This is a genomic window from Staphylococcus sp. IVB6214 (assembly GCF_025558585.1).
Taxonomy (GTDB): domain Bacteria; phylum Bacillota; class Bacilli; order Staphylococcales; family Staphylococcaceae; genus Staphylococcus.
The window spans coordinates 287,530-310,578 of record NZ_CP094723.1 but is presented as its reverse complement, the minus strand read 5'-3'; the positions used below and the strand labels follow the sequence as shown (position 1 = coordinate 310,578).

Sequence of the window (23,049 nt, the reverse complement as noted above, 5' to 3'; positions counted from 1 at the left end):
TCCTCTCTCAAATTTTAAACGCCAGAATAGGCATTAAAACCACCATCAACCGGTAACACAACACCATTAATAAAGCTTGCACTTTGCGTATCAACTAAGAATAACAATGCACCTATCAATTCTTCTGGTTTACCGAAACGTTCCATTGGTGTTGCATTTAATATCTTTTCTGAACGTGCTGTATAACTGCCGTCTTCATTTAATAATAAACTTTCATTTTGTGCGGTAATTAAAAAACCAGGTGCAATTGCATTCACGCGAATATTCGTTTTTGAGAAGTAAACACTTAACCATTGTGTAAAGTTGCTAACAGCTGACTTGGCACCACTATATGCCGGAATTTTTGTAAGTGGCGTAAATGCATTCATAGATGAAATATTAACAATAGCTGCCTCTGATTTATCCACCATATCCGCACCAAACACTTGTGACGGAATAAATGTCCCTAAAAAGTTCAGATCCATTACAAATCCTACACTTTTAGCATCTAAGTCAAAAAATGTTTTGCTGCTCTTATCATTATCAGTATTGTATCTTTCATCATCTGTTGTACCACGTGGTGAATTACCACCAGCGCCATTCACTAAGATATCGACAGTCCCAAATGTATCATGTACTTCTGTTCTAACACGCTCCATCTCATCTTTGTTCGTTACATCACCTAAAAAGACTTTTGCTTCTCCACCCATCGCTTCTATATCAGAAACAAGGTCTTTTGAGTCATCTGTAATACCGACCATCGCTACTTTCGCACCACATTGTGCGAGTGCTTTAGACATCTCACTACCAATGACCCCGGTACCGCCTGTCACAACTGCAACTTTATTCTCTAAATTTATTTGAAAAGGTAATTTCATTGGCTCCATCTCCTATTTGTTAGACTTCCACACTGCTTCATACAAACCATTAAGATATGTGGCACCTAATGCTCGATCGTATAAACCATATCCCGGTTTACCCGTTTCTCCCCAAATCATACGACCATGATCTGGACGAATAGGTCCTTCATAACCAAAGCTATGCATTGCTTTAACCACTTCATACATATCAATAGAGCCTTTTTCAGATAAATGTGCAGACTCTTGGAATGACTTGTCTCCTATTAATTTCACATTACGTGCATGGACAAAATGGACACGTCCTTTGTCTCCAAAGTATTTCAACATATCTACAAAGTCATTATTACGATCAGCGCCTAATGATCCTGAACACATCGTTAAGCCATTGCTCTTAGAATCATATAGATTAATAAAACGCTCAAGATTTTCTTTTGTCGTAATAATACGAGGTAATCCAAAAATATTCCATGGTGGATCATCCGGATGAATAGCCATTAGAACATCTTCTTCTTCTGCAACAGGAATTACTTTGTTAATAAAGTAAGCAAGATTTTCCCATAACTGTTCTTCATCTACTTCGGCATAGTCATCGAATAACTGTTTCATATCTTCCTTCGTATAACTTGAATCCCAACCCGGTAATGATAATTCACCGCTCAATGGATTCATTTTTGCAATATCTTCTTCATCATAAATCAAACAAGTAGACCCATCTTCTAATCGATAATCTAATTGAGAACGTGTCCAGTCAAAGACTGGCATAAAGTTATAACATACTGTTTTAATGCCAGCTTTTCCTAAATTACGTAATGTTTGACAATAATTCTCAATCAAACGATCACGTGAAGGTTTCCCTAATTTGATATCTTCATGAACCGGTACACTTTCAATGACTGATAATTCCAATCCTGCCGCTTCTACTTCTTCTTTCAGTGCTGTAATTTTTTCCATCGGCCAAACTTCACCAACAGGTACGTCATAGATTGCACTAACAATCCCCTTCATTCCAGGTATTTGACGGATATATTCCAAACTAATTGGATCTTCTTTTCCGTACCATCTAAAAGTCATTTTCATTGCTTATTCCTCCTCTATTAATTTGAAATAATGAAATGCATTGTTATAGCATATGTCTTGAATTAAACGCTTTAATATCTCATCATTATTTGGAATTTCACCATTTTCTACTAAACCGCCTATCCATGTACACAAAATACGTCTAAAGTAATCATGACGTGAATAAGATATAAAACTTCTTGAATCTGTTAACATACCAACAAAGTGATGAATCAAACCTTGATCTGCCAATGATGACATCTGTCTTAACATGCCTTGTTTTGTATCATTAAACCACCATCCAGCACCATGTTGTACTTTGCTACGAATACCTGATTCAGTTTGGAAGTTAGCAATCGTAGAACCAACAATATCGTTATAAATTGGGTTTAAGTTGTACAAGATTGTTTTAGGCAAATGACCATCACGTTCCATCATGTCTAATGTATGATTCAAGTGATATGCTAAGTTCTCTTGATCTCTAATAGAATCAAATCCAGCATCTGCACCTAATTGTTCAAAAGCACATGTGTTATTATTACGAATCGCACCGAAGTGAATTTGCATCACCCATTGACGTTCATAATAAGCCTTACTCAATTCATACAACACAAATGTTTGAAATTGAAACTTCTCTTGTCTCGTAACAGACGCATTACTCAATGCTTTATCAAATATTTTTCGGATATCTTCTATCTCATATGATGCATAATGTATTTCTTCTAAACCATGATCAGCAAGGCGACCACCTCTTTCATGGAAGTAATCGATACGTTGAACAACTGCTTGTATCAACGCTTCTGGTGATTCAATTTTTCGCGTCAATTTTTCTAATTCAACAACGAATTCTTTAAAAATTGGCTGATCAACTTTAAATAAGTCATCAGGTCTAAAAGCTGGTAATACTGCCGTTTTAAAATCTGTTTGTTTCTTTATTTCTTCATGATATTGTAAATTGTCATTCGGATGATCCGTCGTACAAATAAGTGAGACATTTGATGACTCAATTAAAGTTTGTGTTGTGACATGATGTGTTTCTAGATACTTATTCGCATACTCATAAACTTCATCAGCATTGTCTCTCGTAAGCAATGTGTCAATATCAAAATACATCTTCAATTCTAAATGTGACCAGTGATATAAAGGATTGCCAATCGTGTTTTCCAATGTTTCTGCCCACTTGCGAAACTTCTCTTTGGGTGAAGCTTCACCAGTGATATAGTATTCTTCAACCCCTTGTGCTCGCATGGCACGCCATTTATAATGATCGCCACCTAACCACAAATCAGTAATATTATCAAAATGTCTATTTTCACTAATCTGTTTTGGATCTAAATGGCAATGATAATCATAAATCGGCATATTTTTAGCGTATTTCTCATACAAAGTACGTGCTGTTTCATTATGCAACATAAAATGATCTGTTATAAATTGCATATCAATCCCTCCTGATTATAGTTCGTCTCTTAATGCAAGTTCTTTAACAATTTTTTTATGTTTTTTATCTGTTAATGGATAGCCAATAAAGAAAATAATCAATGCTATTAAACTTGCTACGGCCGGAACCGCAAAGAATAATATTTTTAAACCGTGTATTGTATCAGCTGTTTGCTGAACATTTGGCTGATAACCAATCATCGTTAATGAAAGTCCGGGAATAAATCCTGCTAATGCCTGAGACACTTTTCTCGTAAAACTGTAACTAGAATAGATAATCCCTTCTGAACGGATACCTGACTTCCATTGTCCATATTCAACTACATCAGCGATAAACGCCCATGTCACTGTATTAGGAATCACTAAGAAGAATGCAGAAATAGTATTTACTATTAAAAATGTGACGTAGTTATCACCGAATAAGAAATAGTTAAGTGCCTCAAAGATAATAAATCCTGACACACCAATCATTGCTGTGTTTTTCTTACCAAACCATTTACTCAAATAAGTTGTTAAAAAGAGTGCAGGTAATAAAACTGCGAAGTTAAGCGCACTGACAACACCGACTAAATTTGATTTCCCCATAACGTATTCAAAATAATATAATTGTGCAGATTGTTTTAAGAACATTGCCATAATAGTTAATAGTGTGTAAATTGCTAGTGCAGCAAATGCTTCATTTTTAAGTAAGTTTAAAAATGCTTTTTTACCGAGTCCTTTTTGGTTACTTCTTTTTACTACATGTCGCTCTTTAACGCCTTTGTAACAAATGATATGAAGAATGACACCAACTGTTGCAAGACCAGCAACTACAACAGGATATCCAACAGCATGATTCGGAAATGCACTGACAAGTGGAATAACAACAATACCTGAAATAAACATTGCTGCTTGCGATCCTAAGTTACGGAATACAGACAATTGTGTACGATCATCCGAGTTTAAAGTCATTGATGCAGATAAAGAGCCATATGGAATATTAACAATAGAGTATGCCATGTTGAATGCCATATATGTGGAAAATGCCCAAATGACTTTGCCGGTATATTCCAAGTTAGGTGAAATGAAAGTCAGTACGGTTAGCAATGCAAGTGGCACTGTTCCATATAAAATAAACGGTCTGAACTTCCCTTTAGGCCCGATGTTTTGACGTGAGTCAACATATGTTCCTACACCTGTATCAACAAATGCATCAAATATTTTTGAAACTAAAAATACAAGACCACCATAAAATGCGGAAATTCCTAAAATATCTGTAAAAAACTTTAATAAATAAATTTGACCCATATCAAACATAAGTCCGTTTCCTAAATCACCAAATCCATAGGCTAGTTTCTCGCGGAATGGTAACTTTGGATTTTCAATTTCATTGAACTTATCAACTTTTGATTTTTGGTTTTTTGATTTAGCATCTACTGACGTCATGTCATCGCCCTCTCTCTAACGCTTAATATCGTGTCCGTTAGCTGTTAATTCATCAATTTGATTTTTTGATGTATGGCTATAATCTCCAGAAACTGTATGCTTGTAACACATGTTTTTGAGTCCAAAATCTACAATTTCTTGTAATGACCACTTGTTCATAAATCCATAAATTATGCCTACACTGAATGCATCACCTGTTCCTACTCGGTCTAAAATATCAATGTCTACTTTATGTGTTTGTACTATCTCTTGAGGCGATGACAAAAATCCTTGTAAGCGGTTTCTTTTTGTGTTAAAAATTTTTCGCTGTGTAAATGAGATATAAGATATTTCATATTTTTCATGTATTTCTTGCAAGATAGGTTTAAGCACTTCTATATCTTCATCACGTGATAATCCATCTTTTTTATCACACTTGTTATTGGTATTTTCATCTGGCAAAGCAACTGGCTCGTATCCAAATAACACATCTACGTAAGGTAGCAATTCAGACATCTCGATTCTTGCCGTGTCGAAATCCCACAGTAATGAACGATAATTCAAATCACAACTCACTGTTAATCCAAGCGCTTTAGCTTGTTTAGCAACTTCAATCATATACAGAAGGAGTTTCTTATCTAATCCAGCTGTAATACCTGTTATGTGGAACCAATCATAATCGTCCAAATAAGAAGGAATTTCGAAGTCATTGGCAGGTATTTTTGTAAACACACTGTCTTTGCGATCATAAATAATTTTGGGAGCACGTAATCCGAAACCGCGCTCTAAATAATAAACTCCTAATCTTCCCGGCTGTCGCATTATATGTGATGTATCAACACGGTGTTGCTCAAGTGTTTTTATCACACAGTCTCCTAATACATGGTCTGGTAGAGCTGAAACAATAGATGTTTGAATTCCGAACCCAGATAAACCAATCGCAACATTCATTTCAGCACCCCCGTAATGAACGTCTAATTGTTTAACTTGTGAAAACTGTTCATATTGAGGTGATGAAAGGCGCATGAGTATTTCGCCAAATGTGAGTAACTTCATCATTTCACCTTCTCACTTCTTCAAGTTTTTTTACAAATGCTTGTGTATTTTCTTTAATGACAGGATCGTTGCCATCATAAGCTCCTTTCAACAACGCACTTCCAATTCCTACAGCAAACGCACCTTTGTTTACCCATTCAGCAAGATTTTCTATTGATACACCGCCTGATGGCATCATTGCTACATTTGGAATAGGACCGTGGATGTTTTTAATAAAGTTAGGTCCTAGTAAATCACCAGGGAAGAGCTTCACAACATCGACACCGGCTTCCATTGCTTGTGTTACTTCAGTTACAGAACCACAACCTGGTAAGTAAGGTGTACTATATAAGTTGCATATTTTTGCAATTTCTTTGTCAAAGTGTGGACTCACGACGTAAGACGCCCCATTCAGAATTGCAATTCTTGCTGTAATCGCATCCATCACTGTTCCTGCACCAATTACCACTTTCTCATCATTGATTAGTTCAATTATTTCAGCAATCACAGTTTCAGCTTGTGGTGTTGTAAATGTTACTTCAATGTTATAAATACCACCTTCAATAATCTGTTGAATTGCTGAAATTGCATGTTCCTTAGATTTTCCGCGCACAACAGCGACTAAATAATTATCTTGTAACTTTTGAAGTGTTTGCCACTTATTCATTTTTATTTAATCCCTCCAGTCAATTTCCCTGCTTACCAACTCACACTCATTATATTTTTTGAATAGGAAAAATCAATTTAACACCCTATATGTATTGCAAAATATAATTTAAAAACAAAATAAAACACTATTTTATCAAACGCTGAAACGCTTGATATAACAGTGTTTTATAGAAAAATCAAAAAATTCTTTTTGAGACAGAACAAAGATAAACCGCTTTCACCACATTTGTGAAAATAATAACGAAAATAAACGATTTTTATGACTTTCTTGATTTTTTTATTACTATCTTTACTTAATTTTCTATTTTTTAAGGTTTTTGATGGTTTTCTTCAAAAGTTGAGTAGTGATTTCAAAAAAATTCTGTTAATTTTAAGATGTACCACACGGCATTACAAGGAAGATTTATATTGTTTTCGATATTGTGATGGTGTCTGACCATAATGGAATCGAAAACATTTCGTAAAATAACTCTGCTGATTAAATCCAACATATTGTGCTATTTCATCTATGTGCATTGATGTCGTTTTGAGCAAATTACATGCTGTTTCAAGACGCAATATTAAAATGTACTTTGAAATAGATTGCCCCACTTCTTTATTAAAAAGTCTTGACAAATATGCCGGTGCTAACGAAACATTCTCTGCTAACTGCTCAAGTAATATAGGCTGATCAATATGCATTTCAATATACTGAATCGTTTTACTAATTGCAGAGCTGTAATTTAAGGATTTTACTTTCATTGCAGTGACTGCATATTCATAAATTAAATCTTTATCAATTTGCTCTAATTCTTCTAGCGTATTTGCTTCATCAATTAATGTAGCAAATCTTTGGGAGATATGATCTACCGTTAACAAGTTGACATTTGCTCTCTCAATCGCTTTACGAGAAAGTGAATTCATTAAATAACTTTTATACTTTTGATTTAACAACTCATCTCGTACTCGTTGAAGACCAGACACTGATGCAACAATTTGTGTGTTTAATTGCAGAGCTTCTTCAACCATACCATTCTCAATTGCAATGAGCATTCGATTTTCTAGGTCATATCGTTGCTGTATTTGGGCAAGTGTGTAATCATATTGTGCTTTATTTTCAGCATGCGTTTCTGGTAATTCATGAAAGTTGAAGTCCACTGTTAGCACTTCGTCATAATGATATTTATTTTTTAAATATCGCATTGCTAATCGTGTCATTTTAAGCGCTTGATTATATGAACAGACTGGCACTTTCAACAAATACTGCTTCAACGTGTTCAGTCTCGATAATTTGATCTGCACGTTCTGAAGCATTTCTTGACATTGCTGTTCGTTTGGACGGCGCTGCAAAAAAGGTCCTAAAATAATCACTTGCTCAACTTTACAGAACTTAAACATTAGAAAATTCACATCAAATTGATTTGTATAGTGATAAATATGTTGACTATCCATCGATGCCAACAATTGTGTGAGTTCTTTTTTATACTTTTTTCTCTTGGTATTCGTAAACGGAGACTTCAGTTGCTGACTAACCCCTTTAATATCAGACCAATCATAACGATTGATTTCTAACATCAATAATTCAATCGCATGTGTTTTAAGCATATCAAATGTCTCTTGTTGATACATGATACCTCACCTCATTTATTATTATAAACAATGAAAGGAACGAAAACTATGAATACTTCATTGAGTAGTTTTAAACCTCGACATCAATATTTAATCTGTGTCGATTCTGACGGTTGTGGAATGGATACAATGACAATAAAACATGAACAAGCTTTTGGTCCTGCAATTATTGATATATGGCCTGAGCTTGCGCCTTATCGTGACAAAATATTACAACGTTGGAATGATTTTAACCTATATGAAATCACACGTGGTATTAACCGTTTTAAAGGATTAAGTAAAATATTGACAGAACTACATGAAACTGGTGTAACAGTTGATGGCTATATGGATATTAAACATTGGGTAGATACAACACCTGTATTTTCAAATCCTGAATTGACACGTGCCATTTTCAAAAATCCTGACCAAGAAGGTCTTAAATATATGCTGGCGTGGTCCAATAAAGTTAATGAACGAATTGAGAACTTACCAAGTATTGGGCCTTTTCCAAATGTCGACGATGCGCTCGCATATGCAAACCAATTTGCTGATATTGCAATTGTATCTTCAGCAAACTTATCAGCTGTTGATAATGAGTGGTCGACATACCATCTCACACAATATGTTACAGGGATGTTTGCTCAAGAATCAGGAACAAAAAAATATTGCATCGATGTCTTAAAATCCTTGTACCCTGAAGGGCAAGTGATGATGATTGGGGATGCTAAGGGAGACCTTGATGCCGCGACATACAATAACATCTATTTTTACCCTATTTTAGTTGGTAATGAAGCCGCATCTTGGCAATCTTTTAAAGAAACGTATGCAGAACAATTTCGTTTAAATCAATTTGATACAATCGTGCAAAAACAATTAATAAAACAATTTTATAATAACTTTCAATGAAAGGATGATCTTGATGGAAACTGTTGATTTAACCGCTAAACCTTATAATTTGAACAACACTCAAATTGATTCGGTAGAAAATACAATTAAAAATTTAACAGATGAAGAGAAAATTGGGCAACTATTTTTCAATTTATTTTCTCTAGAAGACAGCGGTGATTTTAACCAATCTGCATTAACGAATGAAGAAATTTTAAAAAAATACCATATTGGCGGTGCACGTTATCAAGGCGGTAATAAAGAACAAGTCCAACAACTCTTAAACCAATTACAAACGCACAGTAAACTACCGCTTCTCATTGCTGCTAACTGTGATTCTGGTGGTAATGGCGCATGTTCAGATGGCACATATATTGCATCAGCTGCACAATGCGAAGCTGCACAAGATCCCATCGTTGCCTATAACGCTGGACTTGTATCAGGTCGTGAATCAAAAGCGCTCGGAGTTAATGTCAATTTTGACCCATGTGTAGATATTCTAGAAAACTGGCGTAATACAATTGTTAATACACGTAGTTATGGGACAAAAGCTGATACTGTTATTAAATATACAAATGCTTTTATAAATGGCTTCCAACAAACATCTGATATGATTACTTGCATCAAACATTTCCCGGGTGATGGCACGGAAGAACGTGATCAACACCTTGTTTTAGGTGTCAATGAACAGTCTGTTGAGCAATGGGATCATAGCTTTAGAAAGGTGTATGAAAATCATATTAACAATGGTGTAGAGATGATTATGGCTGGTCACATTGCTCTTCCTTCATATTCTAAAAAGTTAAATCCATCATTAACTGATCATGACATTTTACCTGCTACGTTATCGCCAGAATTAATTACCAACCTATTGAAAGAAGATATGAACTTCAATGGTCTTGTGATAACAGACGCAAGTCATATGTTAGGTATGACAGCAGCTATGAAACGTGAAGATTATGTCCCACGTGCAATCGCTGCAGGCTGTGATATGTTCTTGTTCTTTAATGATATTGAAGAAGATTTTAACTTTATGCTGAACGGCTATAAAAAGGGTGTTATAACAGAAGAACGTCTGCATGATGCGTTACGCCGTATTTTAGGACTCAAAGCAAAAATACACTTACCAAACCGTCAAAATAATAATGAACTCACAGTTCCTGTCTCAGAACTTGAAGTGATTGGGTGTGAACAACATCGAAAAATGCAAAGGCAAGCAGCTGACCTAGGTATTACACTTGTTAAAAATACGTTGAATCAATTACCAATTCGCCCTGAAACTCATAAAAATATTCGCCTTTATATGATAGAAGGCGAAAAAGATGGTATTTATAAAGCAGATCAATCTGTTACGGATGAAATTGTTCATATTTTAGAATCTCGTGGCTTTAATGTGACTGTAAATGATGGATCTACAAGAATCAAAGGCAAAACATTAATGTATCGTGAACAAGTAGATGCTGCACTTGTCTTTGCTAACATAATTGGTTACGCTGCTGAAAATAACTATCGTATTCGATGGTCGACAGCAATGAGTAACGAGATTCCTTGGTATGTACACGAAGTTCCAACTGTCTTCGTCTCATTAAACTTCACCACACATTTACATGATGCAACAATGGTCAAAGCTTATATCAATGCATATCATTCAAATAAGACGAACTTAGAAGCAGTAATTGATAAAATTATGGGTGAAAGCACATTTAAAGGTATCCCAAATGATCTTGTTTGGACCGATAAATGGCAAGCACGGTTATAAGATATTTTGTAAATAAATACATTTTTATCGTTTATACACAAATCATATATTTCATAAAATAAAGGCGCTGATCAAATACATTAATCAGTGCCTTTAACATTACTTATTTTAAGTGTTCATATGGGCTATTATTAGCAAATGAAAGTATTTGATCAATGAATAATTTAGCTCGCAGCTGAAATTCATCATTTGATAAATACAATGAACCATCTTCTCGTTTATCATAATCTGAATCATGTGTTGCAATTTGTGTTGGTACCGCAATACCAAGTAATGAACGTACGATTAAACGTAAATGCGAAAGGGGTTCTGCACTAACAATTCCCCCACTGTTATTCACGAGTCCAACCGGTTTCATCTTGAAGTCATCCATTGTCAAATGGTCTAAAGCATTTTTCAAAATACCAGAGTATGAACCATGATAGTTGGGTGTTCCTAAAATAATGAAGTCTGCTTCACGTGCCAGATTTCTTAGACGCTCTGCATTATTTTGATAACTTTCTGGTACAGGGTTTTGTCCTGTAAAATCCAATGTATGCAGTGGCTGTTCTGCCAAATCAAAAATTGTTACTTCTTCGTTATGTGATTCAATTTGATCTTTCAAATATTGTGCGAGCGCATTCGTATGAGAACCGCGTTGTGCACTTCCTACAATAATAAGTCCTTTCATCTTTCAAAAACTCCCTTTATTTTTCTTCTTGATTTAATACATGATAAATGGCTTTTGCTACACCACTTTCTTCATTTGTATCTGTCGTAAATGTAGCCAGTGCTTTCACTGCTTCAACGCCATTCTCCATTGCAACTGGATGACCTACACGTTCTAGCATCGACGCATCATTCATATTATCTCCCACAGCCATTGCATCTTGCATATCAATATTTAGTTGATCTGCAATCGCTTGAAGTGCCATCCCTTTTTGTGCTTCAGCATGTGTCACTTCTATATTACCAATTGATGATGATGACACTGCTAGATTCGTATGTTGCGCAAGCACTTGTTTAACACGTGCTAACTTCTCTAAGTCTGTATCAAACGCTAATATTTTCATAATCAATTCACCTGGAACTGATTCAATTTGGTCATAGCTTGATACGACCTTCAACGTACCATTATCAATACGTGATTGAATATGCTGACGTATCACATCTACATCTGCATGCTGTCTTGCATGTTTAGCAATATCCACATAAATCTCCAAGTCTTTCTCAGGGTCTTCTGTATAAATGCCTCGATTCGTATAAACTTGATAATAAACGCCGGCTTGTTTCAATATATTTTGAATCGTATCAGACATTTCTTTATTCAAACTGGCTGTATGGACAATATTGAAACTTTCATCTCTGACTTCTGCACCGTTCAAACAAATATAAGGAACTTTTAACCCAGCTTCTGTCACAGGTCTACTCGCTTCATAAAATGCACGACCTGTCGCAATCACTACCGTCACACCTTGAGATTGTGCATATTTAATAGCTTCAATATTTTCAGGCGTAATTTCATGTGATGCATTCAATAATGTCCCGTCCATATCCGTTGCAATTAACTTGATCATCACTTTTCCTCACTTTTTAATTATTCTACTTTCCTATTTTTATGATAGAATTACTCAGACACCTTCAGTTTAACAAAATTTAACCGCTTTTTTTCAAAATTTGTTTGATTGATGTGACTTATTTTTACGTTGTCTTAATACTTTAAAAAAGTGTTTTAACTGTTGACTACATGAATATGCCAACACGCCACGTACTACTGTTGCTCGGTGATTCATACGGCTATCTTCTATGATATTCATTAAACTCCCACTACAACCCCCTTTAGGATCTTCCGCACCATATACAACTTGATCTACGCGACTCATGACAATTGTTCCCGAACACATCACACACGGTTCTAACGTAACATATAACGTACATCCTTCTAACCGCCATGTCCCCAACTCACGTGCTGCCTGCTCCATTGCGAGATGTTCTGCATGTGCAGTTGGTAGCTGTATTGTTTCTCTCAAATTATGTGCGCGTGCAATAACACGGTCATCTTTTACAACAACAGCACCGATTGGTACCTCACCCTTTTTGGCTGCTTGATATGCTTCATCAAGTGCAAGTGACATATAATATTCATGACTTCTCATACAGAAATAGCCTCACTTATGTTAAAATTTGTAATACTGACTACTATGAGATGGAGCGAAAACATATGACGAAACCTTTTATTGTTATTGAAGGACCGATTGGTGTTGGTAAGTCCTCACTCACACACAAGTTGAGTCAATCTTACCATTTTTATGAAGCAAAAGAAATTGTCGGGGAGAATCCTTTCCTCTCTGATTTTTATGAAGATATTTCCAAATGGAGCTTTCAAACAGAAATGTTCTTTCTCTGTAATCGATACAAAGCTTATCAAGATTTAGCAGAACTTCATGATGGTATTGTATGCGACTACCACATTTATAAAAACAAAATTTTCGCACGCAATACCCTTTCTGAAACGGAATATGAGAAGTTTTCACGTATTTATGATATCTTAACCGAAGACTTGATTACACCAGATTATACAATTATCCTTGATGCAGACTTGTCTATATTGAAAAAACGTATTGCAAAGCGTGATCGTAGCTTTGAAGCACACATTGAAGATAATTACTTGTTAAAACTTAAAGATGATTATGCAACATACTATAAGCAACTTTCTAATGAAGGTCATCAAGTACTATGGATTGATACAACAGAGATTGATTTCGTCAACAATCCAGAAGACTATGACCAAGTATTATCACGTATTAATGAATTAATCGGAGGACAAACACATGACACACTATAATATACCGTCAGACGCGGTCATTACAATTGCAGGGACCGTGGGAGTTGGTAAATCATCTCTCACACGTGCATTAGCTGATAAATTAAACTTCCGCACGTCTTATGAGAATGTTGATCACAACCCATATTTAGATAAGTTTTATGATGATTTTCGCCGTTGGAGTTTCCACTTACAAATTTACTTTTTAGCAGAGCGCTTTAAAGAACAAAAACGTATGTTTGAATACGGCGGCGGCTTTATACAAGATCGCTCTATTTATGAAGATGTTGATATTTTTGCAAAAATGCATCAAGAACAAGGAACTATGACGGAAGAAGACTTTGAAACTTATTCAAACCTTTTCGATGCAATGGTGATGACACCTTACTTTCCAAAACCTGATGTGCTCATTTATTTAGAATCTGATTATAACAATGTAATAGACCGCATCAATACACGTGGTCGTCAAATGGAAATGGACACAGATCCTGAATATTGGCAAATGTTATTTAAACGCTATGATGATTGGATCAACCAGTTCAATGCATGTCCTGTTGTACGTGTGAACATAAATGAATATGATCTATATGATGACCCAGACTCAATCGATAAGGTTATTGCGAAGATCGCACACATTATACAGACTCATCGACAAATCGACACACGATAGATATTGAACCCCCTTACTTTACAGAGCAAGGGGGTGTTTATTTAATATTTGATTTTATTAATCTCGTATACGACGCAATCACTAACAATATAAAGTTGCACTGATTAGACTCGTGATTGCCATAAATACAACAAGTTCGATATAAATAAAAATATCTCCCATTAAAGTTACAAATAGTCTATCACTTGTGTCACATCTTCCAATACAACATCCGCTTCTTCAAATGTTGCTTCTTGCCCTAAACCTGTTCGAACACCAATATTTTTAACACACTGTGCTTGTCTACCTGTTTTCATATCCAAGTCGGTATCACCGATCATCACCATTTCTTCTCCTTTGACACCAAGTGACCAAAGTGGTGTAAGAAGGCGTGGATCTGGCTTTTCATAATTGTCTCCGTTAGTTGAAATAACACACGCAAACATCTCTTCAAGTCCTGTTGTTGATAGAAAGTACGATACACCATGTGCATTATCACTCGTCACAATTGCCAAATGGAATCCGAGTGTTTTGAGTGTATTCAATGTTTCACGAACACCTGGAAATAACTCACTCTCAGGTATGCGTGTATCAATCAACTGTTGGCTACGCATACTCACCCAGTCATATGTATCTGTGTCTGTATACTTATTGAAGATACGTGCCATCTGTTCTAGTGAACCCGAAGCCATGATACTTCCTGATCGAAAAGCATCTCCTTCAATACCAATGGCATCATAAACCTCAGATTGTTGTTCAATTTCAAAGTGATTACACACATCTTCTACTAATCGGATTCCTAACTTCACCCAACTTTTATCGAACTGTATGAGTGTCCCGTCTTTATCAAATAATAACCATTTAATCGCCATCTCAGTCACCTATTCTAGTCCTTTTTCTTTAGCATAACATGATTTCGTTTTAAAACCTGATGCAAATGTTCACGTTAAAATCAAACAAGTACCTGTAATTATGCATGGCCTAGAAATCTCTGGCATATGTCATTCTTCCTTTGTTTGAATCAAATGTAAATGATCCTTTAGTTCACTCACAAAATGACTTCTCCCACTATTTTTTAAAATAACAAAAGGTTTTTCTGCCCTTTTAGCATATGCCTTTGCCTGTTCAGCCTTTACATGACTAACATGTGTTATAGGAATGACAATAATATCTGATTTATTCACAACTGCTTCCACACTGCTTTGACTGTCTGACTCTGTATGATGCACTTTCCCACCACGTTGTTCTACTTCTTCTATATAATTATTAATAAACTGACTCGCTCCAAATATACCGACTGCAATTCCTTTTAATATTGTGTCTTTCTTATCTTTCATCTCCGTTTGTTCTTGATATCCCTTATAATACGAAGCTTTTTTCTTTATGGGAGTTGGTAAAATTTCATCTGCATCATATTTCCATCTGATTCGTGAAGCGGTATGATGAGATGTGTGCGCAATACTAATAATATCTTCTTTATGTATGTTGAATTTTATAATATCTTTCTCATTCAATAGACAAATTGGAATATTCGTTAATTCTCCTTGCTTAAAATGTTTTTTACAAATGTATCGATGACTGCTTTCATCATATTCAACTATCGCATAGTCATAACTTATAATATCGAGCGCTGCAATTGTCTGATCCTTTTCACCACTAAGTTTATGGTATTTATGTCTTTGATAACCATTGCCATTTTCTTCAAAAGTAAGACGATCTCCATGCTCTAACATTTCATTTCGTACAACCGATTCAGGCACGAAAATTTTCTCCCCTGTTTCTGGGCGAATACCTTCTCCACCTAATAAATGTCTCACAAAAATAAAAGTATCTTCCTGACTTTCTTGCTCAATATTATCCGTACTTTCTTCGACCAAGCAATCTGTACAGACTGCTTCTGAAGGGACTAACCGTTCTAAATGCTTTAATATCTTTATATAATGATTATTTTGTTTTTCTATTAATCTAATCTCTCTGTTATTCTTAATATCTTCTATCCAAGCTTCTTTAATCAACGTTACAATTTGGTCTTTCATATCCTTGTTCATTTTGGAATCTCCAATCACGAGTATTTCATATTTGTATGCTTAAAGCATTGTTGATAAATCAGTTGCAAAGGTAACATAGAGATGCTTGTTATATCTATCTATAAATGAAAATCCCCCACATCAAAAGTCTATTCACCTTAGATGCGGGAGATATCTTCAATAACACATAATCTTATCTTTCGTAATGTGGTACAACCAAACGCCAGTTATGTGGATCGTCTAGCTTACCACTTTGAATACCTGTATAGTTATCATATAAAGCTTGTGTTATCTTACCTGTCTCATTGTTGTTGATGACAATCTTTTTATCTTTGAACTGTAATTCACCAACTGGAGAGATAACCGCTGCTGTACCTGTACCAAAGACTTCTTCTAGTTCACCTTTTTCATAGTGTTCGAATAATTCATCGATTGATACACGTCGTTCTTCAACTTCATAGCCAAGCGTTTCCGCTAAAGCAAGTACTGTTTTACGTGTGATACCTGGTAAAATACTACCATTCAATGAAGGTGTTACAACTTTACCATTAATCACGAAGAAGATGTTCATGCTACCTACTTCTTCCACATACTTCTGCTCAACGCCATCCAACCATAATACTTGGTCGAACCCGAGTGCATTGGCGTTGGCTTGCGCTAATAAACTTGCCGCGTAGTTACCGGCAACTTTTGCGAATCCGACACCACCACGTACAGCACGTACATATTCATCTTCAACATAAATCTTTGTAGGGCGTAGTGAGTCCCCGCCGTAGTATGAACCCGATGGTGATAGAAGAATTAATAATCGGTAATTTTTAGATGGGGCTACTCCTAATATACCTTGTGTCGCAAACACAACTGGACGGATGTAAAGTGATCGACCTTCTCCTTCAGGGACCCAATCACGGTCTACGTCTACTAATTGTTTTAAACCTTCTAATAATAAGTCTTCATCAATGCGTGGCATTTTTAATCGTTCTAATGAGACATTAATACGTTTGAAGTTCTCATCTGGTCTAAATAAGACCACTTCACCATTATGTTTATAAGCTTTTAACCCTTCAAATACAGATTGACCATAGTGCACGCTTTGTGCTGCTGGCGAAATCTCGATTGGCGCATATGGGACGATCTTCAAGTCATGCCAACCTTGGCCTTCTGTATATTCAAAGCTCAACATATAATCTGTAAATACCTCACCAAACGTTAAAGAGGATTCATCTGGTTTCTCTTTTAACGCCTGACGTTGTTCTAATTTTACTAAATCTGTCATAATAATTGCCCCCTGTAATTATGTAATACAAGCATTATATCAACTCAATCATCATAATTCAATGAGTTTTGCGAAAATTTGATATATTCTTAAATCCTTACTATCATAAAAAATAAGGGGCTGAGACATAGGCGCTCAATTTCCCTTCAAAAAAAGCCGTTAAAATTCTTTTTTAAGATTTTAACGGCTTTTTTCTTATTATTTACTAAAAAACTAGCACTTATCTGGCTAGTTTTCTGATGTTTACTGCCATAAGTGCGATTCCTAATTCGCATTCAACCTTTGATTGAGTGCGAACTGATAACCTTTGGAAACCCAAATTAGCCTTCAGATTTCCAAATGCTGATTCGACATCTATTTTTCGTTTTTTGTAGATGCCTTTCGTTTTTGGATCTGAAAGCTGCTTATTTGTGAATGCTTTAAAATAATCCCAAGTTGGATTTTTATATAAGCTTTTTGTTGTAGTTGGGTTGGTTCTGTAATTCATACATTCATTTCGTAAAGGACATCCAACACAATCTTCACATTTATATAATTTGAAATCTCTCTGATAACCATATCCGTCTCTTCTTTTTCTATAACTTTTGAAATGCAATTCTTTGTTATTCGGACATACATAATAGTCATCTATTTCATTATATTTCCAATTAGCTGTTATGAATGGATTATTTTTATATTTTCTTTTCTTCTCTTTTAAATACATACTATATGTGATGAGTGGTGTTTTCTCGAATTCATCAAGAATCATCGTATAGTTTTGTTCGCTACCATATCCCGCATCAGCTACAATGTACTCTGGAATGTCACCGTATAATTCTTTGATTGATTTTAAAAAAGAAGGAAGTGTTCGCGTATCACCCGGATTACTATACACACCAAATGCCAAAATGAACTGATTGTTCGTCGCAATCTGCAGATTATAGCCAGGCTTTAATTGTCCATTCTTCATATGATCATTTTTCATTCTCATAAAGGTCGCATCATGATCTGTTTTAGAATAGCTTTTTCTGTCACCATAAATTTCCATCTGCTCATCATATTTTATTTTACGATCTTTAAAATCTTTGATTGCTTTTTTATATTTTCTAACTTTACTTCTTTGTTTTCTTAATGTCTTTCTTATTTCTACACTTTGAGATGCTTCAATTTTAGAAGTGAGCGTTTCATTTTTATCATCTAAATGCATCTCAATACGATTTAATTCTTCTTTCGTTAGTTCATCAGAAGATTCTCTCTTAATTTCAGGTATGATCTTCTCTGAAATTAACTGTTTATACACCGCATTGGATTTTTCAATAACCCCTTTACTAAAATGCTTAGTGCTACCTAGCCATTGAAAAGTATATTTATTGGCATTAGCCTCTATCTTCGTTCCATCTATATAAAGGGCGTCTTCTGTAATCACTTTGTCTTCTAATAATTGCGCTCTAAGACCCACAAATAGAACTTGTATAAAATCTATCATGTGTGGATTAACTCTAAAGCGATTGATTGTACGATATGAAGGGACTTGTCCTTGAGCTAACCACATCATACGACAACTATCTTTAAGTAGAAATTCCATTTTTCTACCAGAAAAGACAGACTGTGTATAGCTGTATAAAACGATTTTTAACATCATTTTAGGATGATAAGATGAAGGACCTCTATGGTTGTAATATTGATTAAAAGTTTCTTGGGGAATAGATTCTACAAGTTTATTAATAATGAGGGCAATATCACTCTCGGGAAAAGAAATTTCAGTTTCAATTGGCAGACTAAGCTGAGAAATGTTATACTCTTTATACATATAAGGCACTTCCTTTCATTGTTTTTGTGGTTATTAACAATTATACGGGAAGTGTTTTATTTTTTTAAATGATATCTATAAAAAAGGTCTAATTTAGTGTTTTTCGACACCAAATTAGACCTTTTTTGTAAAAGAGCTGGGAATTATGTCCCAGCCCCTTATTTTATTCTATGCTATATTATGCTTTTTGATTCTCTTTCTCTCTGATACCTTCTAACATGCGCTTCGTCATCGCTGTCAAATCGTATTGTGGATCAAAGCCCCATTCACCACGTGCACAGCTTGTATCAATGCTATCAGGCCAGCTTTCCGCGATACCTTGACGAACAGGATCGACATCATAATCTACTGTGAAGTTTGGATCATGTTCTTGAATTGCTGCTTTCACCATTTCTGGTTCAATACTCATTGCACTTAAGTTGTAAGCGTTACGGTTAATCAACTTACCGCCATCTGCTTCCATTAATTTAATAATCGCATCAATTGCATCATCCATAAACATCATATCCATATAAGTTCCACGATCAATATAACTTGTGTACTTACCTTCACGAACTGCTTGGAAGTATATATCAACCGCATAATCTGTCGTACCGCCACCTGGTTCTTTGATGTATGAAATAAGACCTGGGAAACGAACACTACGCGTATCTACACCAAACTTTGTGAAGTAGTAATAACATAATAACTCTCCTGAAACTTTGTTCACACCATACATTGTGTTTGGACGTTGGATAGTAACTTGTGGTGTATTTTTCTTAGGTGTATTAGGACCAAATGCACCGATTGAGCTTGGTGTGAAGAATTGTAAATCATATTTACGTGCAGCTTCTAACGCATTGACTAAGCCACCCATGTTTAAGTTCCAAGCAAGCAATGGCTTTTGTTCTGCAGTTGCTGATAGTAAGGCTGCCATATGCATCATCGTATCAGGCTTGAAGTCAGCAATTAATTGTTCCATCTTTTCTGCATCAGTGACATCTAAAATTTCAAATGGACCTTTAGCTACAATAGACCCTGCTTCTGGTTCACGAATATCTGTTGCTAAAACATTGTCATTCCCATAAATTTCACGACATTTTGCAACAAGTTCTGTTCCAATTTGCCCCAATGCACCAGTGATAATTATTCTTTTCATAAATGATTACATCTCCTAACTGTCTCTCTGAGAAACACAAATGTTTTCTTGTTATGCTCATACTATAAACTATTTGTCTACATTATAACATTAAAGCGCTTACTTGTACACGTAGGGAAAACACTTAATATTACCATTTCTCTGTAATTAATCAAAAAAGCACAGCCACATATATAGATAATGACTGTGCTTATCATGATATTCGATTATGAAATGATATCTAATTCTTTACCAACACGTTCATACACAGCTAATGCTTCATCTAACATTTCTTTCGTATGTGCAGCTGTTGGCATATTACGTACACGACCTGTGCCTCGTGAAACTGTTGGAAAGACGATTGATTTAACATATACGCCTTCTTCCATCAAACGCTTACTAAATGCTTGTGTTTTCTTCTCATCGCCGATAATCACTGGTGTAATCGGTGTTTCAGACTCACCTGTATTGAAGCCTAATTTATTTAAGCCTTCTTTAAGGTAGTTGGCATTATCCCATAACTGGTCATGTAACTCCGTAGATGCCATCAACTTTTTCACCGCAGTTGTAATCGCCTTAGTATCTGCTGGTGCTAAAGAAGTTGAGAATAAGAATGGACGTGATTGGACCTTTAACCAGTCAATCAATTTTTGCGTACCTGCAACATAACCACCTACAACACCAATCGCTTTAGATAATGTACCGATTTGGAAGTCTACCTTATCTTGTAAACCGAAATGTTTCACCGTACCAGCACCTTTACCCATAACGCCTGAACCGTGTGCATCATCGACGTAAACCATAATGCCATATTCTTCACAGATTTCTACAATTTCAGGTAATTTTGCAACATCACCATCCATACTGAAAACACCATCTGTGATATACATTACTTTATTGTATTGACCTGACTCGACTGCATCTTTTGCTTTTTGACGCAAATCATCCATATCTGAGTGGTTTACACGAATAATTTTAGCTTTTGATAAACGACAACCATCAATGATTGAAGCATGATTAAGTTCATCTGATAAAATTGCATCATTTTTGTTCATTACAGCTGAAATTGCTGCCATATTACAGTTAAAACCTGATTGGTAAGCAATTGCTGCTTCTGTCCCTTTGAATTCCGCCAATGTTTTTTCTAATTCATCATGCAAATCAAGTGTTCCATTAATTGTACGAACTGCACCCGCACCGACACCATGCGAATCAACAGCTTCTTTTGCTGCTACTTTTAAATCTGCATCTGTCGCAAGGCCTAAATAGTTGTTTGATGATAAGTTGATATATTCTTTGCCTGCAATTTTGATTTTAGGACCATTTGCCCCTTCAATTGTGTCAATCTCGTTGTATAATCCATTATCTTTCAAATAATTAATATTCTCTTCTAGAAAGTCGTGTAGTCTTTGTACCACGATTTATTCCCCTTTCTTATTTCCTAATACTCCCTTATCATATCGCATTTTGAACAAACTTGAAAGCAAGTGTATAATTATTATCATAATCTTAAAAAGGAGTAGATGACCCATGACGGATTGGTTTCAACGTGCGAGCGAGAAGGAGAAGGAAACAATCGCTATTCGTCGACACTTACATCAATACCCAGAACGCTCATTTCAAGAAACGGAAACACATGCCTATATTCTTAATCGATTGAAACAGCTCAATTTCGATATTCGTGATCGGGTCGGTGACAATGGTATTGTCGCAAAGATTGGCAATGCAGAATCAGGACCTACAATTGCCTTGCGCGCAGACTTTGATGCATTACCTATTGATGATATGAAAGACGTTCCTTATCGGTCAAAAAATCCTGGCGTCATGCATGCTTGTGGTCATGATGGACATACTGCTATTTTATTAACAGTTGCTGAACTTTTACATGAACATCAGAGCGAGCTAAAAGGCGCAGTTGTTTTAATTTTTCAATATGGCGAAGAAGAAATGCCTGGCGGTGCAACGGGAATGATTGCGGATGATGCGCTGATCAGCGTGGATAAAGTGTACGGCAATCACTTATGGAGCGGTTACCCGACCGGTACCATTCATACACGTCCTGGCGCTATGATGGCACAGCCTGACGAGTTTAATATCACATTATATGGTAAGGGCGGACATGGGGCAAAACCACACGAAACCATCGACCCAATTGTCATTTTAGCCGAATTCATTTTAAGTGCCCAAAAGATTGTATCACGTACACTAGACCCTGTTAAACAAGCCGTTATTTCGTTTGGAAAAATTGAAGCTGGCGATGCTGACAATGTCATTCCAGATACCGCACATTGTCGCGGTACCGTTCGTACATTTGACCCAGAAGTACAAGAACATATTCAGACAAGATTAGAAAAACTACTGCAAGGCTTAGCTCTTGCTAATGATATTACTTATGATTTCGATTATCTTAACGGCTATTTGCCAGTGTACAACCATGAAGCTTCAGCAGAAATTGTAAAAACAGCAGCGAATCAATTAAATTTTCGCTATCATGATTCTGATTTAATGATGATTAGCGAAGACTTTTCATACTACTTACAAGCTTTACCGGGTGCATTCTTCTTCACAGGATGCGGTAATGCAGAAAAACAAACAGATTGGCCACACCATAGCCCACACTTTGATATTGATGAATCAGCTATGAAATATACAGTAAGTACATTTATGAAGATATTAGAATTAGAAAACGTACTTTAATGACAGAAAGACCTTAA

At 35.7% G+C, this 23,049-nt stretch carries 21 protein-coding genes; 5 read left to right on the top strand and 16 right to left on the bottom strand.

What is annotated here, in order from left to right:
* Positions 1 to 14: 14 nt before the first annotated feature.
* The 7 genes from MUA51_RS01450 to MUA51_RS01420 form a co-directional block, all read right to left on the bottom strand.
* A complete protein-coding gene (locus MUA51_RS01450; protein ID WP_262560115.1) occupies positions 15 to 857 on the bottom strand; it encodes an SDR family oxidoreductase in 843 nt (280 codons plus the stop codon).
* Positions 858 to 869: 12 nt separating this feature from the next.
* Positions 870 to 1,916, bottom strand: coding sequence for a mannonate dehydratase (gene uxuA / locus MUA51_RS01445; protein ID WP_262560114.1), 1,047 nt, complete (start codon positions 1,914 to 1,916; stop codon positions 870 to 872).
* A gap of 3 nt (positions 1,917 to 1,919) precedes the next feature.
* Positions 1,920 to 3,332 carry a glucuronate isomerase gene (uxaC, locus tag MUA51_RS01440; protein WP_262560113.1) on the bottom strand — a complete coding sequence of 471 codons (1,413 nt, stop codon included), beginning with the start codon at positions 3,330 to 3,332 and terminating at the stop codon, positions 1,920 to 1,922.
* A gap of 15 nt (positions 3,333 to 3,347) precedes the next feature.
* Complete coding sequence (locus MUA51_RS01435; RefSeq protein ID WP_262560112.1) at positions 3,348 to 4,757, bottom strand: glycoside-pentoside-hexuronide (GPH):cation symporter; 1,410 nt, start codon at positions 4,755 to 4,757, stop codon at positions 3,348 to 3,350.
* Between the two features lie 15 nt (positions 4,758 to 4,772).
* Positions 4,773 to 5,792 (bottom strand): sugar kinase, encoded by a 1,020-nt coding sequence (locus MUA51_RS01430; RefSeq protein WP_262560111.1) that lies wholly within the window; start codon positions 5,790 to 5,792, stop codon positions 4,773 to 4,775.
* 4 nt (positions 5,793 to 5,796) lie between these two features.
* Positions 5,797 to 6,438 carry a bifunctional 2-keto-4-hydroxyglutarate aldolase/2-keto-3-deoxy-6-phosphogluconate aldolase gene (locus tag MUA51_RS01425; protein WP_262560110.1) on the bottom strand — a complete coding sequence of 214 codons (642 nt, stop codon included), beginning with the start codon at positions 6,436 to 6,438 and terminating at the stop codon, positions 5,797 to 5,799.
* A 392-nt stretch (positions 6,439 to 6,830) separates the two neighbouring features.
* Positions 6,831 to 8,048, bottom strand: a complete 1,218-nt coding sequence (locus tag MUA51_RS01420; RefSeq protein ID WP_262560109.1) for a helix-turn-helix domain-containing protein — start codon at positions 8,046 to 8,048, stop codon at positions 6,831 to 6,833.
* A gap of 48 nt (positions 8,049 to 8,096) precedes the next feature.
* On the opposite strand from MUA51_RS01420, the gene MUA51_RS01415 reads away from it, so the two are divergent.
* Together MUA51_RS01415 and MUA51_RS01410 are read left to right on the top strand one after the other, a co-directional pair.
* The gene (locus MUA51_RS01415; protein WP_262560108.1) at positions 8,097 to 8,936 is read left to right on the top strand and encodes an HAD family hydrolase; all 840 of its coding nucleotides are present in this window, start codon (positions 8,097 to 8,099) and stop codon (positions 8,934 to 8,936) included.
* Between the two features lie 13 nt (positions 8,937 to 8,949).
* Positions 8,950 to 10,674 carry a glycoside hydrolase family 3 protein gene (locus tag MUA51_RS01410; protein ID WP_262560107.1) on the top strand — a complete coding sequence of 575 codons (1,725 nt, stop codon included), beginning with the start codon at positions 8,950 to 8,952 and terminating at the stop codon, positions 10,672 to 10,674.
* Between the two features lie 103 nt (positions 10,675 to 10,777).
* On the opposite strand, the gene MUA51_RS01405 is transcribed toward MUA51_RS01410, so the two are convergent.
* From MUA51_RS01405 to tadA, 3 genes are all read right to left on the bottom strand, one after another.
* On the bottom strand, positions 10,778 to 11,344 hold the full coding sequence (locus MUA51_RS01405) for an NADPH-dependent FMN reductase (RefSeq protein WP_262560106.1): 567 nt from the start codon (positions 11,342 to 11,344) through the stop codon (positions 10,778 to 10,780).
* A 16-nt stretch (positions 11,345 to 11,360) separates the two neighbouring features.
* Positions 11,361 to 12,230 (bottom strand): Cof-type HAD-IIB family hydrolase, encoded by an 870-nt coding sequence (locus MUA51_RS01400; RefSeq protein WP_262560105.1) that lies wholly within the window; start codon positions 12,228 to 12,230, stop codon positions 11,361 to 11,363.
* A gap of 93 nt (positions 12,231 to 12,323) precedes the next feature.
* The gene (tadA, locus tag MUA51_RS01395; protein WP_262560104.1) at positions 12,324 to 12,809 is read right to left on the bottom strand and encodes a tRNA adenosine(34) deaminase TadA; all 486 of its coding nucleotides are present in this window, start codon (positions 12,807 to 12,809) and stop codon (positions 12,324 to 12,326) included.
* Positions 12,810 to 12,874: 65 nt separating this feature from the next.
* On the opposite strand from tadA, the gene MUA51_RS01390 reads away from it, so the two are divergent.
* Together MUA51_RS01390 and MUA51_RS01385 are read left to right on the top strand one after the other, a co-directional pair.
* Positions 12,875 to 13,498: a deoxynucleoside kinase gene (locus tag MUA51_RS01390; RefSeq protein WP_262560103.1), complete on the top strand. Its 624-nt coding sequence runs from the start codon at positions 12,875 to 12,877 to the stop codon at positions 13,496 to 13,498.
* Complete coding sequence (locus MUA51_RS01385; protein ID WP_262560102.1) at positions 13,485 to 14,147, top strand: deoxynucleoside kinase; 663 nt, start codon at positions 13,485 to 13,487, stop codon at positions 14,145 to 14,147. Before MUA51_RS01390 ends, MUA51_RS01385 begins: the two co-directional genes overlap by 14 nt.
* Before the next feature lie 167 nt (positions 14,148 to 14,314).
* On the opposite strand, the gene MUA51_RS01380 is transcribed toward MUA51_RS01385, so the two are convergent.
* The 6 genes from MUA51_RS01380 to MUA51_RS01355 all read right to left on the bottom strand — a co-directional run bounded on the left by MUA51_RS01380 (position 14,315) and on the right by MUA51_RS01355 (position 21,753).
* The gene (locus MUA51_RS01380) at positions 14,315 to 14,998 is read right to left on the bottom strand and encodes an HAD family hydrolase (protein ID WP_262560100.1); all 684 of its coding nucleotides are present in this window, start codon (positions 14,996 to 14,998) and stop codon (positions 14,315 to 14,317) included.
* Positions 14,999 to 15,127: 129 nt separating this feature from the next.
* Complete coding sequence (locus tag MUA51_RS01375) at positions 15,128 to 16,174, bottom strand: DUF2325 domain-containing protein (protein ID WP_262560099.1); 1,047 nt, start codon at positions 16,172 to 16,174, stop codon at positions 15,128 to 15,130.
* A gap of 172 nt (positions 16,175 to 16,346) precedes the next feature.
* Positions 16,347 to 17,429: a branched-chain amino acid aminotransferase gene (locus MUA51_RS01370; RefSeq protein WP_262560098.1), complete on the bottom strand. Its 1,083-nt coding sequence runs from the start codon at positions 17,427 to 17,429 to the stop codon at positions 16,347 to 16,349.
* A gap of 220 nt (positions 17,430 to 17,649) precedes the next feature.
* Positions 17,650 to 19,218: an IS1182 family transposase gene (locus MUA51_RS01365; RefSeq protein WP_262560097.1), complete on the bottom strand. Its 1,569-nt coding sequence runs from the start codon at positions 19,216 to 19,218 to the stop codon at positions 17,650 to 17,652.
* Between the two features lie 178 nt (positions 19,219 to 19,396).
* Entirely contained in the window at positions 19,397 to 20,356 is a 960-nt protein-coding gene (locus MUA51_RS01360; RefSeq protein ID WP_262560096.1) for an NAD-dependent epimerase/dehydratase family protein, read from the bottom strand.
* 206 nt (positions 20,357 to 20,562) lie between these two features.
* A complete protein-coding gene (locus tag MUA51_RS01355) occupies positions 20,563 to 21,753 on the bottom strand; it encodes a glycine C-acetyltransferase (protein WP_262560095.1) in 1,191 nt (396 codons plus the stop codon).
* Between the two features lie 112 nt (positions 21,754 to 21,865).
* On the opposite strand from MUA51_RS01355, the gene MUA51_RS01350 reads away from it, so the two are divergent.
* Positions 21,866 to 23,032 (top strand): amidohydrolase, encoded by a 1,167-nt coding sequence (locus MUA51_RS01350; RefSeq protein ID WP_262560094.1) that lies wholly within the window; start codon positions 21,866 to 21,868, stop codon positions 23,030 to 23,032.
* Positions 23,033 to 23,049 lie beyond the last annotated feature (17 nt).